General features: G+C 59.1%; 11 protein-coding genes. 5 read left to right on the top strand and 6 right to left on the bottom strand.

Annotation, left to right across the window (positions count from 1 at the left end):
- Window positions 1–11 precede the first annotated feature (11 nt).
- Window positions 12–950 carry a TerC family protein gene (locus F0P96_RS17325; RefSeq protein WP_151080193.1) on the top strand — a complete coding sequence of 313 codons (939 nt, stop codon included), beginning with the start codon at window positions 12–14 and terminating at the stop codon, window positions 948–950.
- An 89-nt stretch (window positions 951–1039) separates the two neighbouring features.
- Here F0P96_RS17325 and F0P96_RS17320 read toward each other — a convergent pair whose 3' ends face one another.
- On the bottom strand, window positions 1040–3247 hold the full coding sequence (locus F0P96_RS17320) for a biosynthetic peptidoglycan transglycosylase (RefSeq protein ID WP_160620456.1): 2208 nt from the start codon (window positions 3245–3247) through the stop codon (window positions 1040–1042).
- A gap of 168 nt (window positions 3248–3415) precedes the next feature.
- On the opposite strand from F0P96_RS17320, the gene purB reads away from it, so the two are divergent.
- From purB to F0P96_RS17300, 4 genes are all read left to right on the top strand, one after another.
- Window positions 3416–4768 carry an adenylosuccinate lyase gene (gene purB, locus F0P96_RS17315; RefSeq protein WP_151080191.1) on the top strand — a complete coding sequence of 451 codons (1353 nt, stop codon included), beginning with the start codon at window positions 3416–3418 and terminating at the stop codon, window positions 4766–4768.
- A 311-nt stretch (window positions 4769–5079) separates the two neighbouring features.
- Complete coding sequence (locus F0P96_RS21360) at window positions 5080–5748, top strand: LuxR C-terminal-related transcriptional regulator (protein ID WP_151080190.1); 669 nt, start codon at window positions 5080–5082, stop codon at window positions 5746–5748.
- A gap of 88 nt (window positions 5749–5836) precedes the next feature.
- On the top strand, window positions 5837–6505 hold the full coding sequence (locus F0P96_RS17305) for a LuxR C-terminal-related transcriptional regulator (protein WP_201743866.1): 669 nt from the start codon (window positions 5837–5839) through the stop codon (window positions 6503–6505).
- A 361-nt stretch (window positions 6506–6866) separates the two neighbouring features.
- The gene (locus F0P96_RS17300; RefSeq protein ID WP_151080189.1) at window positions 6867–7967 is read left to right on the top strand and encodes a glycosyltransferase family 9 protein; all 1101 of its coding nucleotides are present in this window, start codon (window positions 6867–6869) and stop codon (window positions 7965–7967) included.
- 237 nt (window positions 7968–8204) lie between these two features.
- On the opposite strand, the gene F0P96_RS17295 is transcribed toward F0P96_RS17300, so the two are convergent.
- Genes F0P96_RS17295 through F0P96_RS17275 form a run of 5 tightly spaced genes read right to left on the bottom strand, consistent with a single transcriptional unit; the run spans window position 8205 to window position 13546 of the window.
- Window positions 8205–9350, bottom strand: a complete 1146-nt coding sequence (locus F0P96_RS17295) for a glycosyltransferase (RefSeq protein ID WP_235917512.1) — start codon at window positions 9348–9350, stop codon at window positions 8205–8207.
- Window positions 9350–10363, bottom strand: a complete 1014-nt coding sequence (locus F0P96_RS17290) for a glycosyltransferase family 2 protein (RefSeq protein ID WP_151080188.1) — start codon at window positions 10361–10363, stop codon at window positions 9350–9352. Before F0P96_RS17290 ends, F0P96_RS17295 begins: the two co-directional genes overlap by 1 nt.
- Window positions 10356–10883: a DUF4199 domain-containing protein gene (locus F0P96_RS17285; RefSeq protein ID WP_151080187.1), complete on the bottom strand. Its 528-nt coding sequence runs from the start codon at window positions 10881–10883 to the stop codon at window positions 10356–10358. The genes F0P96_RS17290 and F0P96_RS17285 overlap by 8 nt, the downstream gene beginning before the upstream one ends.
- 38 nt (window positions 10884–10921) lie before the next feature.
- Entirely contained in the window at window positions 10922–11434 is a 513-nt protein-coding gene (locus F0P96_RS17280; RefSeq protein WP_151080186.1) for a DUF4199 family protein, read from the bottom strand.
- A 60-nt stretch (window positions 11435–11494) separates the two neighbouring features.
- Window positions 11495–13546, bottom strand: a complete 2052-nt coding sequence (locus tag F0P96_RS17275) for a BatA domain-containing protein (protein WP_160620454.1) — start codon at window positions 13544–13546, stop codon at window positions 11495–11497.
- Between the last annotated feature and the right edge of the window lie 207 nt (window positions 13547–13753).

Here is a 13753-nt window from a genome sequence, read left to right as displayed (position 1 = left end):
CTCTGCTCCGCATGAACAATACCTGGTTCTGGGTCGGCTTCAACGTGTTTGTGCTGGCCATGCTGCTGCTCGATTTGCTGGTGTTCAACCGCAAGGCCCACGTGGTGCGCATGCGGGAGGCCCTGAGTTGGAGCGCCTTCTGGATTGCCCTGTCGCTCACGTTCAACTACCTCGTGTACCGCTACCTGGGGCGCGAAGCGGGCATGAACTTCTTGACGGGCTACCTGCTGGAAAAGGCCCTGAGCGTGGACAATCTGTTCGTGTTCCTGCTCATTTTCACCTACTTCAAAGTACCCGGTGAATATCAGCACCGGATCCTGTTCTGGGGCGTGCTGGGCGCGTTGGTGCTGCGGGCCACGTTCATTGTGCTGGGCGCGGCCCTCATTGCCAAGTTCAGCTGGACGCTCTACCTGCTGGGCGCTTTCCTGGTGTATACCGGCGTGAAAATGGCCACCAGCAGCGGCGACCCGGACATTGACCCCGAATCCAACCCGGTGGTGAAATTTCTGAGCCGCCACTTGCCCATCACCAACAAGTACGAGGGGGGCAAATTCTTCGTGCGCAAGGAAAAGCTGCTGTTTGCCACGCCCCTGTTTGTGGTGCTGGTGATGGTGGAAACCACCGACGTGGTATTTGCCGCCGACTCCATTCCCGCCATTCTGGCCGTTACGCAGGACAAGTTCATTGTCTACACCTCCAACGTGTTTGCGCTGCTGGGTCTGCGGGCGTTGTACTTCGCCTTGGCCGGCCTCATGCAGCTGTTTCATTACCTACACTATGGCCTCTCACTCATTCTCATCTTTATCGGCGGCAAGCTGCTATTGCACGACTTTTTCGCCATTCCCACCGAATGGGCCTTGCTTACGGTTGCGTTTCTGCTGGCTATGTCGGTAGTGATGTCGCTGATTTTGCCCAAGAAGGAGGAGGAAATTGACGAAGCCGCCGAATAGCTGACGCGTACGGAAAAGTCTAACATCAAAAAGCCCGCGCCAGATCTGGCGCGGGCTTTTGGTTTATCGGGCGGTTGGGCCGGCAAAGCCTACTTGCCGCCGTCTTTGCCTTTCTTGTCGCCTTGCGCGGGCTCTTCGTCCTGGCGCGGGGCGGTGGTGTTCACGCCTTCGTCGGGGCTGGCGCCGCCGGTGTTCAGCAGGTCGATGAGGTTGATGGGCTCAAACTGGCTGCTGTCGGCCACGGCGGTGGTGCGCGTGGTGTCGGGGCGGGCGGCGAAGCTCATGAACTGCCGGGCCGGGCCGGTAAGGCTCACCGAGCGGCTCAGGTTGTCGGCCTCGTCCTGCGGAATGTAGCCGCGGGCGGCCATGATGTCGGCAATGAGGCGGAAGAAGTAGCGCGTGCTGCGGCGCAGGTCACCGTAGGCATCGAAGGAGTAGCGGGCGTACTTGGGCTTGGGAATGATACTGGCTAGGTACAGGCTTTCCTGTAGATTCAGGTTGCGCGGCTCCTTGCCGTAGTAGAACTGCGCAGCCTCGCCTACGCCGTACACGCCCCGCTCGCCGTTGGGCCAGCGGTACCGGCTCGGGCCCCACTCGATGATGTTTAGGTACACCTCCATCATGCGCTGCTTGCTCACGAGGCGGTTGTTTTCGATAATCCAGACGATGAGGGCTTCCTCAATCTTGCGGGCCACCACCTTCTCACGGGTCAGAAACACATTTTTTACCAGCTGCATCGAGAGCGTGCTGCCGCCGCGGGCGAAGCGCTTCTCCTTGATGTTCTGGATGGCCGACTTCACGAAAGCTTTTTCCATAAAGCCTTTGTGGGTGAAAAAGCGCGGGTCTTCGGCCGTTACAATGGCGTATTTCAGGTAGTTGGAAACCTGATCGAACGGCACAAAATCGGGATTCGACGGGCCCACGAGGAAGGTTTTCACCGAGTCGCCCTTGTCGTTGTAGGCGGTGTAGGGAAACTCGGTGTTGAGCTTGCGCAGATCGACCTGGCCGAAGCGCGTGATGCTGAAATCGGCGCTTTTCTTCAGGCCCGAATCAAATTGCAGGCTGTCGATGCGGGTCATGTCGAGGGCCGCGCTCATGCGGTATTGCAGCGTGCCGGTGCCTTGCACGCCCTGCAGCACATCGAATACGCCCTCGGGCAGCGACGCGAAGAAGTCGTTGGTCTTGGTTTCGGCTGACTCCACTTTCACGGCCACTTCCAGCCCCGCCAGCTTGCCGGTGTAGGGCTTGGCCGTGGGCATGCGCGGGTCGGGGTTGATGCGCTTGATTTCGGGTCGCAGACGCACGCTCAGCTGCGGGTACAGCTCCATGCGGTTCAGCCGAATGACGCTGCCCTTGTCGAGCGAGGCGTGGTTGCGGCCCAGCGTAGCCACAAAGTCGAGCCCGCCGCGGCGCACTTTGATGTCGGCCGTGGCCAGCTTGGGGTGGTTCACGGCAAAGTTGGCGGCCGAGGCGGCCCCTCGCACCGTCAGGTTTTCGTCGTCCATTTCCTTGCCCGTCAGGCTCAGGCGTAGCGTGTCGAACTGCACGCGGGCGCCGTAGCGGCGCTGCACGTAGGGCACCAGCACGGGCCGGCGGTTCTGGCCGTACACTTCCACCTGGGCTTCGTAGTCGCCGGGCTCCACGTGGCCGCGCAGGCCAATGCGGTTGCTCACCGAATCGAGCACCACGGCCAGCTCACCGGCCAAATCCCCGTCGTCGATGGTGAGCTGGGGCATGGTGAGGCGGGCTTGGTGCCGGGGGCTGTCGTAGGTCACCAGGAAGTCGCGGAAATCGGCTTCGTCGGGCAGGTTGTCGAAGCCGGCTTCCAGCAGCTGATTGGCCAGCAGGCCGTAGTTGGTGCCTTGGGTGGTGTCGCGGGCCACGGCAGCCTGGCCGCGCTTCTTCAGCAGAAAGCCGTAGTTGTCGGCGCCGGCTTCGGTTTTGTGGGCCGTGAGGCGGGCGCGCACGATTTGCAGGTTGCTGAACACCGGCCGGCGCGCAAACAATGACCGCAGACTAATGCTGGCGTTGACGCTGCGGGCGGTGAGCAAGGTATCGGCCGAGCCCTTGGGCACCAGCGCAATGCCGTCGATTTGCACCGAATTCAGGTCTGTAAACCGGGCCGGGCCCAGCGTGAGCGTGACCGGGTAGCGGCGTTCGATCTTCTGCTTGGCTTGGCCGAGCGCGTACCGGAGCAGCTGCTCGCGCTTCAGCAGAAACACGCCCAGGCCTACCAGCAGTAGCACCGCCAGGGCGCCCAAGGTCCAGAGTACTATTTTCTTGGCTTTCGGATTCACTCGCGAAACGGGAAGGTAAGCGCGGGGCGCAGGCCACTTTCGTGCCGAACCCCAAGCGCGCATGCTACAAAAGTACCACAATCTGCCCCTACGCCGCTGCCGAGTTAGCGTTGCCGGTGCCGCAGCCCGTTCGCTACCTTTGGCCGACCAAGCCTCGCTCCTGCTTCTATGATTCACGACGCCCTCACCCCGCTCAACGCCCTTTCGCCGCTCGACGGCCGCTACCGCCGCCAGTCGGCGCCGCTGGCCGCTTTTTTTTCCGAGCTGGCCCTGATTCGCTACCGCGTGCTGGTGGAAGTGGAGTATTTCATTGCGCTCTGCGAGCTGCCGCTGCCGCAACTGCAGGGCGTAGACGCCGCCGTGTTCGAGCGCCTGCGCCTGCTCTACCAGGAATTTACCGAGGCCGACGCCGAAGCCGTGAAAGCCCACGAGCGGGTGACCAACCACGACGTGAAAGCCGTGGAATACTGGCTGCGCGACCAGTTTGCGGTGCTGGAGCTGACCGATTTTCAGGAGTTCATCCACTTCGGTCTCACTTCGCAGGACGTCAACAACACGGCCGTGCCGCTGAGTTTGCGCGAGGCGTTGCACCGCGAAATCGTGCCCGCCTACGAGCAGTTGGCCGACCAGCTGCTGGCCTTGGCAAGCCAATGGGCCGCCGTGCCGATGCTGGCCCGCACCCACGGCCAGCCGGCGTCGCCCACGCGGCTGGGCAAAGAAATTCAGGTGTTTGTGGCGCGCTTGCAGGCCCAGTTGGTCTTGCTGAAGCAGGTGCCGTTTGGGGCCAAATTTGGCGGCGCCACCGGCAACTTCAACGCCCACCACGTGGCCTACCCGCACATCGACTGGCACGCGTTCGGCAACCGATTCGTGAACGAGCAGCTGGGCCTGCACCGCTCCTACCCCACCACCCAAATCGAGCACTACGACCACCTGGCCGCCACCTGCGACGGGCTCAAGCGCCTCAACACCATCCTCGTCGACCTGGCCCGCGACGTGTGGCAGTACATTTCGCTCGGGTATTTCAAGCAAACCATCAAGGCCGGCGAAGTCGGTTCGTCGGCCATGCCGCACAAGGTCAACCCCATCGACTTCGAAAACGCCGAAGGCAACCTGGGCTTGGCCAACGCCGTGCTGGAGCACTTGGCGGCCAAGCTGCCCATCAGCCGCCTGCAGCGCGACCTGACCGACTCCACCGTGCTGCGCAACTTGGGTGTACCGCTGGGCCACACGCTCATTGCCCTCAATGCGCTGCAGCGCGGCCTGGGCAAGCTCGCCCTCGACGAAGCGGCCCTGCACCGCGACCTGGAAGCCAACTGGGCCGTGGTGGCCGAGGCCATCCAGACCATTCTGCGCCGCGAAAACTACCCCGACCCCTACAACGCGCTCAAAGCCCTGACCCGCACCGGCGAAGCCATTTCAGAAAGCACGATCCGGACGTTTGTGGACACGCTGGCGGTGCAGGAGAGCGTAAAAGCCGAACTGCGGCAGCTCACGCCCTGGGGCTACACCGGCGCCTGATTGGGCGCGGTGTTCCTGGTAGTCCGGCCCGTGCATAAGCATATTGTGGGAGCCACTGCCCCTGAAGCAACAAAAATAGCGCCTTGATTGTCATGCGCTTCGCTGCGAAGCGCCCCACCACACATTCCTTGCTGTCTTCCTTCTCTTGAACTGCCAATAATTCCCTATATATTGATACGCTATTGAGCTTGTACTTTGCCGAGTCGGCTCGACCAGAAGAGGAGCGCGGATGAAGGGGTAGACTGCCACTTTTGTCCGCGTTTTTTTTGCTGCCGCCCTGCCTTCCACTCACCGTACCTGCCCCTCGCTGCATGAGTTTTCAGCATGTTGTTCAAGCCAAAATCGACGAAATAGCCGCCACCGCCGACCAGCATCCCGGCATCATCATCATCCACCACGTTCACCACCGCACGGTGGAATACATGTCGGCTATGGGGCTGGCGCTGCTGCAAACCACGCAGGAAGAGCTGCTGGCCCTGGGTGCCGACTACCACAGCCGCTTTTTCAACGCCGAAGAATCGGCGGAGTATGTGCCCAAAATCTGGGCCTTGGTGGCTCAAAACGACTTCAACCTGATTGTGTCGTTTTTCCAGCAGGTTCGCACCGCCGGATGCACTACCTGGAGCTGGTTCATGAGCACCGTTCGGCTGCTGCTGCGCGGGGAAGACGGGCTACCGCTGCTGATTATTTCCTACTCCTGCCCCATCGACGCCGACAGCCACGTGACGGCCAAGGTGCAGCGCCTGCTCGACGAGAACAACTTCCTGCGGCAAAACGGCGCGGCCTACTCGCGGCTCACCCTGCGTGAGCGGGAAATTCTGCGGTTGCTGGCCCTGGGCTACAGCGCCCGGGAAATTGCCCAAGGGCTGTTTATTTCGGTGCAAACGGTGGAAACCCACCGGCGCAACCTGCGCCAGAAGCTCGGCGCCGATTCCCTGTTTGAGCTTGGCCAGTATGCCCGCGCCTTCGACCTGATTTGATTTCCGGCTGCCGGTTGCCACCCCGCTCCCGGCTATTCCGCCAAGTCCAGAAACCAGCCGGTACACTCTCCACCGTTCCCCTTACTGCATGTCCGACGAAGAACGCATCGACCAGAAAATAGCGGAGATTGCCGCCACCGCCGACGAGTACCCTGCCGTGGTCATCATTCACCACGTGCCCACCCAAACCGTGCGATACTTGTCGAAATGGGGGCTGGAGCTGTTGGGGGCCACGCTGGAAGAGTTGCGGGCCTTGGGGCCGGCCTTTTCGCCCACCTACTTCAATGCCGTCGAATCGGATGAATACATGGCGCGGGTGTTCCAGCTCATGTATGCCAACGACGTGCCCGAAGTCCACACTTTTTACCAGCAAGTGCGCACCACCGAGCGGGAAGGCTGGAGCTGGTACCTCACTTCCATGCGCCGGCTGCTGTGCGATGCACACGGCGGGCCCTTGCTGGTAATGGGGTTGGCGGTTCCGCTCCACCCCGAAAACCACTTTGCCGCCAAGGTGCAGCGCCTGATCGACGAAAACCAGTTTCTGCGGCAGCATTCGGATATGTTTGCGCGCCTAAGTGCCCGCGAACGGGACGTGCTGCGCTTGTTGGCCTGGGGCCACACGGCGGCAGAAATTGCCGACAAGCTGTTCATTTCGGTTCAAACGGCCGAAACGCACCGCCGCAATATCCGCCAAAAGCTCGATGCCACTTCCGTGTTTGAGCTGATGGAATACGCCCGGGCTTTCGATTTGATCTAGCACGAGCAGCTCAAAATACCAGAAAGCAGGTATTGCAACACCAGGCTTGGCTTAGGACATTTAGAAGTATCATCTGGACTGCCTTATGCCTACCGTATCTGCCCTCCCATGGTCTTCGCCCCTCCCCAAAGGGCCGGTTAGCAGCGCGCTACCGGCGGCCACGCAGTTCACCGATTTAGCTGACAGCGGCCAAAGCCGCCTTGGCTCTGGCGTGCCGAAGCACCACTCACAACCCGAGGCCCAACGGGTGCTTTTCTCCCGGTCTGCGGCAACCAGCCCTGCGTTTTTCGCCGCCGACTGATTCGGCAGGCCTTCCGGGGAAGCCCTATCTTCGCGGCGTCTTCCCAGTTTTGCCTGCTTTATGCCCGACCTCCACGGCGTCACCGTTCACCCCGACTGCCGCCATTTCCGTGGCGACTTGCCCTGCCGCCCCAACAAAGAGCACGGCTACGTATGCCAGGACTGCCCCGTGTATGCCCCCGTGCAACACCGCATCCTCATCATCAAGCTCGGGGCCATTGGCGACGTGATTCGGACCACGCCGCTGCTGCGCCGCCTGCGGCAGGAATTTCCCGGCTGCTTCATTACCTGGCTCACGCACACCCCCGCCATTCTGCCTGCCACCGACGGCCCCGACGAGGTGCTGAAATTTGAGCTGAGCAGCATCGTGCAGCTGCAGGGCCGCGAGTTCGACCTGCTCTTCAACCTCGACAAAGACAAGGAAGCCGGCGCGTTGCTCAACTGCATCAAGGCTGCGCAGAAGTTCGGCTATGCTCTGCGCCCGCACGACGGCGTGGTGTGGCCCGCCAACGACCTGGCCAACCACAAATTCCTCACCGGCGTCTTCGACCAGCTCAGCCTCGATAACCGCAAGCCCTACGTGCAGGAAATCTTCGAGCTGTGCGGCTTCGATTTCCGGGGCGAAGAGTATGTGTTCGACACCCACGACGACAAAGGTTTTCAGTGGCCGATGCTGCCACCCGCCGGCCGCCGCGTGGGCCTGAACACCGGCTGTGGCGACCGGTGGACCACCCGCCTGTGGTCCGACGAAAAGTGGATTGAGCTCATCGAGCAGCTCCGTGGCGCCGGCTACCAGCCCGTGCTGCTGGGCGGCGCGGCCGAGGACGAACGGAACCAACGCCTGCACGCCGCCACCGGCGCGGCATACCCCGGCACTTTCCCGCTGCAGCAGTTCATCAACCTGGTGCACCAGATGGACCTGGTGGTGACGCAAGTGACCATGGCCATGCACATCAGCATTGCGCTGCGCAAGCCCACGGTGCTGATGAACAACATCTTTAATCCCTACGAATTTGACCTCTACGGCCGGGGACAGATTGTGCAGCCCGACCGGCCGTGTGTGTGTTTCTACCGCGGCACCTGCAAGCTGGGCACCAGCTGCATGGAGGAATTGCCGGCCGAGAAGGTCTTCGCAGCGGTGCAGGAAAGTCTGCCACTGTAGCCTAGGCTCCCCGTTAGCAACACCTGTTTCCAGGCTCGGTGGAAGTTTCCGAGCCTGGAAACAGGTGTTTTTGCCCTGGGTGAACATCGACCGAGCACAGAAACAAACGTTTTTGCCCTGGGTGAACATCGACCGAGCACCAAAACGATTGTTTCTGGCCACGTTGAACGTCCACTTGGCACGGAAACGAATGGTTTCAGCTTCGTTAAACGTCTACTGAGGTTGGAAACACCCTGTTCAGCTATGGGCTGAACCAGCCACGGCTTTCAGGGCCTTCACCATCTCGCTCCACGAGAATTGCTGCTTGTAGCGACGCGTGCCTTCCTCGAAGTGCGCCTGCCGCTCGGGGTGCGTGGCAAAATCCGCTAGCGCATCGGCAATAGCCCAGGGCGTGGGTGGAACCACGTAGCCCACCTCGCCGTCAGGAATCAGCTCGGCCAAACCGCCCACGTCCGTTACCAGCATCGGCCGCTCGAAGTGGTAGGCAATCTGCGATACGCCGCTCTGGGTGGCGTTTTTGTAGGGCTGCACGATGAGGTCAGCGGCGCAGAAGTAGTCGGCTACCCGCTCGTTGGGAATGAAGTCGGTGGCCCGCACGAGACGGTGTTCCAGGTTGTGCTGCCGGATGAGGGCCTCGTAGGGCGCGGCGTCTTCGTAGTACTCGCCGGCCACAATGAGCTTGAGCGGTAGCTCGCGCAGCCGCTCGTCGGCAAAGGCCTCCAGCAATACATCAAGGCCCTTATAGGCGCGGATGAAGCCGAAGAACAACAGGTAGCGGTAGGCGGGGTCGAGACCGAGCGTGCGCAGCGCCTCAGCCTGCGGCCGGATGGGGCCGAAGTTGTCGTAGAGCGGGTGGGGCTGGTACTGCGCGGGCTGGCGGAAGTGCAGGCGGCGCAAATCGGCCAGGACGGCGCGGCTCATCGTCACGAAACCGTGGCAAGCGCCCAGGAAATAGCGCGTGAGCGGCCGGTCGCCGGGGCGCTTTTCGTGCGGAATGACGTTGTCGGTTATGGCTACCACGCGGGTGTGGCCGTTGCCGCGCACCAGCCGGGCAATGGTGCCCAGCGCGGGCCCCATAAACGGCAGCCAAAAGCGGAAGATGACCAGATCGGGCCGTTCGCGCCGCAGTTGCCGGCCCACCTTCAGCCATGTGAACGGGTTCACCGAGTTGATGCTGACGTCGATGCTGAGGTCGGCCGGACCGGGTTCGGTGCTGAACTGGGTTTGGCCGGGGAACAGGAAGTCGGGGTATTGCAGCGAAAACGTGACGAGGTGCACCTCGTCGCCGGCTGCGCGGAAAGCCCGCGCCAGCCGCTCGTTGTAAGTAGCCAAGCCCCCCCGCAGCGGGTACGCCGGCCCGATGATGACGACGCGGATGCCCACTAGCTAACGGTGTTCACGGTGTCGCGCACCAGATACTGGTTTTTCTTGCGGCCCGTCAGCGACACCATTTCGGCCAGAAAACCCGTCAGAAACAACTGCACACCCACAATTACGGCTACCAGCGCCAGGAAGAAAAGCGGCTGATCGGTAACGTTGCGGGCCCGCAGACCGTGCGCCAGCAGCCACGCTTTGTCGTGGGCCGCCAGCCACAGCTTCTCGCCCACCAGCCACAGCGTGATAATGGCGCCGAACAGGAACGAAAGCGTGCCCATGGTGCCAAAGAAGTGCATGGGCCGCTGCCGAAAGCGGCTCACGAAGGTGATGCTCAGCAGATCGAGGAAGCCGTAGACAAACCGCTCCAGACCAAATTTGGTGGTACCGTATTTCCGCTCCTGATGCTGCACCACCTTCTCGCCAATGCGCCGGAACCCCGCCCATTTGGCAATGACGGGAATGTAGCGGTGCATCTCGCCGTACACCTCAATGCTCTTCACCACGCGGTGGTCGTAGGCTTTCAGCCCGCAGTTGAAGTCGTGCAGCTGAATACCCGAGAGCTTGCGCGTAACGCCGTTGAAGAGTTTGGTGGGAATGGTTTTGGAGAGCGGGTCGAAGCGCTTTTTCTTCCACCCGCTCACCAGATCGTATCGTTCCTCGGTAATGAGCCGGTAAAGCTCCGGCAGTTCCTCGGGCGAATCCTGCAAGTCGGCGTCCATGGTGCACACCACGCGCCCCCGAGCCGCCTTGAAACCGGTGTCAAGGGCGGCTGACTTACCGTAGTTGCGGTTGAACCGAATGCCGCGTAGGGCAGGGTCGGCGTCGGCCAGGTCTTCGATGACGTCCCAGGAGTTATCCGTCGAGCCGTCGTCAATCAAAAGGACTTCGTAGCTGAGGCCGTGCTGCTGCAGCACACGCTGGATCCAGCTGGTCAGCTCGGGCAAGGATTCGGCTTCGTTGAGCAGGGGAATAACCACCGATAGCTCAACCGGGAACGAATGCGGGGTGCGTTTACTCAAACTCGGGGCGGTTGTGCTTGGTAATGGCTGAAACGATTAGGCTGATCAGCAATCCGATAATCAGGGCACCTAAAATGCCGAACACCAAGGTCATCGGCCCGCCCGAAAATTTATTCATCATGCTCATAGCCTGGTCAATCTGCTCGTCGCTCATGGTGCCTTTGGCTTCCATCTCGGTGCGCGTCTTTTCCATCAGGCGCTCCATGTAGCTCGGGTCGATGAAGGTCATGTAGATGTAGCTGAAAATGCTGCTCAACACGCCCGAAACAACCGACATGACCAAGCCAATGGTCAGGCCTTGGCCAAACGACATAAACCCGCCGTTGTGCTTTTTGAAGTACCCGTGCGCCAGCCAAATAGCCGCCACCGAAATAAGCAAGCCCGCCCAGCGCAGTGGCGACTGGTCGCTGTTGGTCATAAACAGCAACAACGAAAAGATGATGCTGACAATGCCTAGTAGCACGCCGTAGCGGATGCCAACCGATGAAGGAGTAACTGCAGGCGTAGTGGTGTTTTCCATGGTGGTTTGGTAGAAGTTTGGACGCAGCAAGAAAGGACTTATTTCCGGAAGAATATGCCTCCCGGAATAGCCAGGAGTAAACCCAGCAGCAGTTTTTTCTGAAAATCGTCGGCGGCCAGGGCTTGAGGCGTGGCCGCAATTCCCAGTCGGTGGGTTTCGTAGAGTTGGGCACCGTTTTGCAGCTTCAGGTAGCTGGCCTTTTCGGCCGCCAGCATCTTCTCCATCTGCACGCGGTTTTCTTCGATCAGGCGGGGGCCGCTCCAGCGTCCCAGCCCGTACAGCGCCCCGGCCGAAAGCACGGCCGCTACTGCCGCCGTCAGGGCTCCTGTTAGCAATGCCTTTTTCAACCCAGGGCCGTCGGGCTGGAAATACCGGCGCACGTACCACTGGCTCAGCAGCACCGCAATTGGCGGCCAAAAAGCGGAAATCAAACGTTTGGGGCCAAACGGGTTCTGCCCCGTCCAATATAAAATCAACGACCACACGAGGCACAGCACCGCCACGCCAAAGCCAAACCGGAGTGCCGTTTGGACAACAGGATTCTTTTTCATGCACGCATCTGCCGCTGGGCGGCTACGGGCAGCAAGTTAGGCATTTGACAGCCCTTCTGGCTAGGCAGCAACGGCGTGTGCTGGTACAGCCGCAGCACGCCGCCCGAAGCGCAACGTAAGCACTTCGCCTAGCAACCCTAGCAACGCCAGCAGCAAGCAATAGCGCCACAGTGTGGTGCCCATACTGGTTTCGCACAACCCGGTACTTATCGCCTGCGGGTTCCGAGCATCATAAACGTGGATGTTGCTGTGCTTGGCAGCCAGCTGTTGCAACTCAGCAACCGAGTAGCAAGCCAATTCCGACTCACGCTTATCCAAGTTGAATGCCAACGTCGTTACCGGTTTGTCATCGAGCGTAAGGGTGTAAAACCCGGGCTTGCGCATCGCAGGTGGCACTTGCAACACCAACCGCCCGGCACGTATTTGCTGGGTGGGCACATAAGTAGCGGTGTCGCCTACCAGTTTGTATACCGCTTCTTCAGCGCCGCGTGCTTTCACTGCCAGCACATCTATCGCGCGGGCCGTTAGTCGATAAGCAGGCGCCTGAGTAGCCAAAGAACTCATGGCGGCCAGCCGATACATAACCGGAACAAACAACGGATTATCCAATAAGGTGGAGTATCCACCGCTAAGAGGCGCCGCAAATACATACACCATTCCGGCCCCACTGCTAAACCCAGAGAGAAAAGCATCTCCTTCACGGAAACTCAACACGTCCGAAGTAGCTCGGCTCCAAGTGAGTACAGGAGCCGCCTTGGGCATATCTGGTCGCCGTGTCTGCTCGGCAAATACATTCTGGAAGAAAGGATTCTGACTGCTAGGAGCTGCCAACTCGCGCAATTCTTTGGGTTCGGCTCCCTGTCGAAATCGGATGGACGATAACCCCAAATCAGCAAATAGCCTTTGATAATTGTCCTTCGATTTAACATCAGACGAAGGAATTATTACCAATTTCCCGCCATTCCGCACAAACGCAACTAAGTCAGCTCGTAAATACGAACTAATTGATTTTGCCTCCTGCAGAAAAACCAAGTCAAAATTCTTTTGGCTTACCCCTCTTACTGAAGATGAAGGATTATTAGAATACGTAAAACTAGGCTCATTGGAATAAGCATTCCGTAGCGCAGATTGCTTATCTACAATGTCCAGAATACCAACCTTGGCTGCAGGCTGCAGTGTAAAATAAAAGTCATTATCAAAAGCCACAGCATCATCTACAAGTTCAACTTTGCACAGTTGCGTATCTGCATTGGGCACGTTGATTTTGGCTTCTGTTGTCAGCCCTGAATTAGCGGGGATATCAACCGTAGAGGAAAAAACCTGCGTCTTACCAACCAGCACGCGGACCCCACACTTGCTGGCATTTAATGCTCCACCATTACGTAAATTAATAGTTAGGTGAAGTTCGTCTCCAACACGTACCACTTCATCACCCAAGCTTACACTATCGACATACACATTAGCAACCGGTTTATTACCAGCAGCAACCAAATAAACATCGCCTACTCCATTTAGATACTCGATTTCCGAAGCCGAGAAATCAGAGCGCTGAAAGTCAGAGAAGATAAAAGTTGTTTCCCTTTTATTGTGGATCAGCTGCTGCCGCAGCCTTGCCAAACTGCTTGACAATTCTTCTCTACCGCCAACGGCTAATTGATTTAATTTTTCAATGTACTCAGCCCCTCCAACTGCTCTAGGAGTTGCCGTAGAAAATAATTCATAACGAGCTGCCGGAAAAATCTCTGGAAGCCTTGTAGCATTAGCCAACACCGCATCCCAAGCCGTTTCATCGACTGATGCCCCTACCTGCATACTTGCTGAGGCATCTACTATTACATTGAGCCCATTAGAGCTTATTTTTCTTGTATCCTCAACAGGGATGATTGGCTGACAGAAGCATAGTACCAGACCAATAACAAACAAGCAGCGGAAAAGCAAAACCAACAAATGCTGTAGCCTGCGTTGGCGAGCAGTAACCAGTTTTACCTCACGGATAAATTGAAGATTTGTAAACAGTATTTTTTGCGGTCTGCGCAATTCGAATAAGTGCAGAGCAATTGGAATTATGACAAGCAGGCCGGTTAACAAGGCCCAAGGGTAAGTTAAAATCATGTGAGCAGAGCTAGTTACAACAAGGTAACACCATTTAATGCAGAAAAGCTGCACCGCTTGTGTAGCAATGCAGCTCACTTAAGAGTTGGATTAAGAGAACTTAGCCCTAGCAGAACATACCGCCGGGCTGCGCTGCGGGGGGTGGGTGGGTATAAACGGGCCGCGCCCCCCCGCTCGGGTCCGGGCGGGACCAGCGGGGGGGCGCGG

Source organism: Hymenobacter busanensis (genome assembly GCF_008727865.1).
Lineage (GTDB): Bacteria > Bacteroidota > Bacteroidia > Cytophagales > Hymenobacteraceae > Solirubrum > Solirubrum busanense.
The sequence above is the reverse complement of the archived record's forward strand: the minus strand, read 5'-3'. Positions and strand labels throughout refer to the sequence as shown.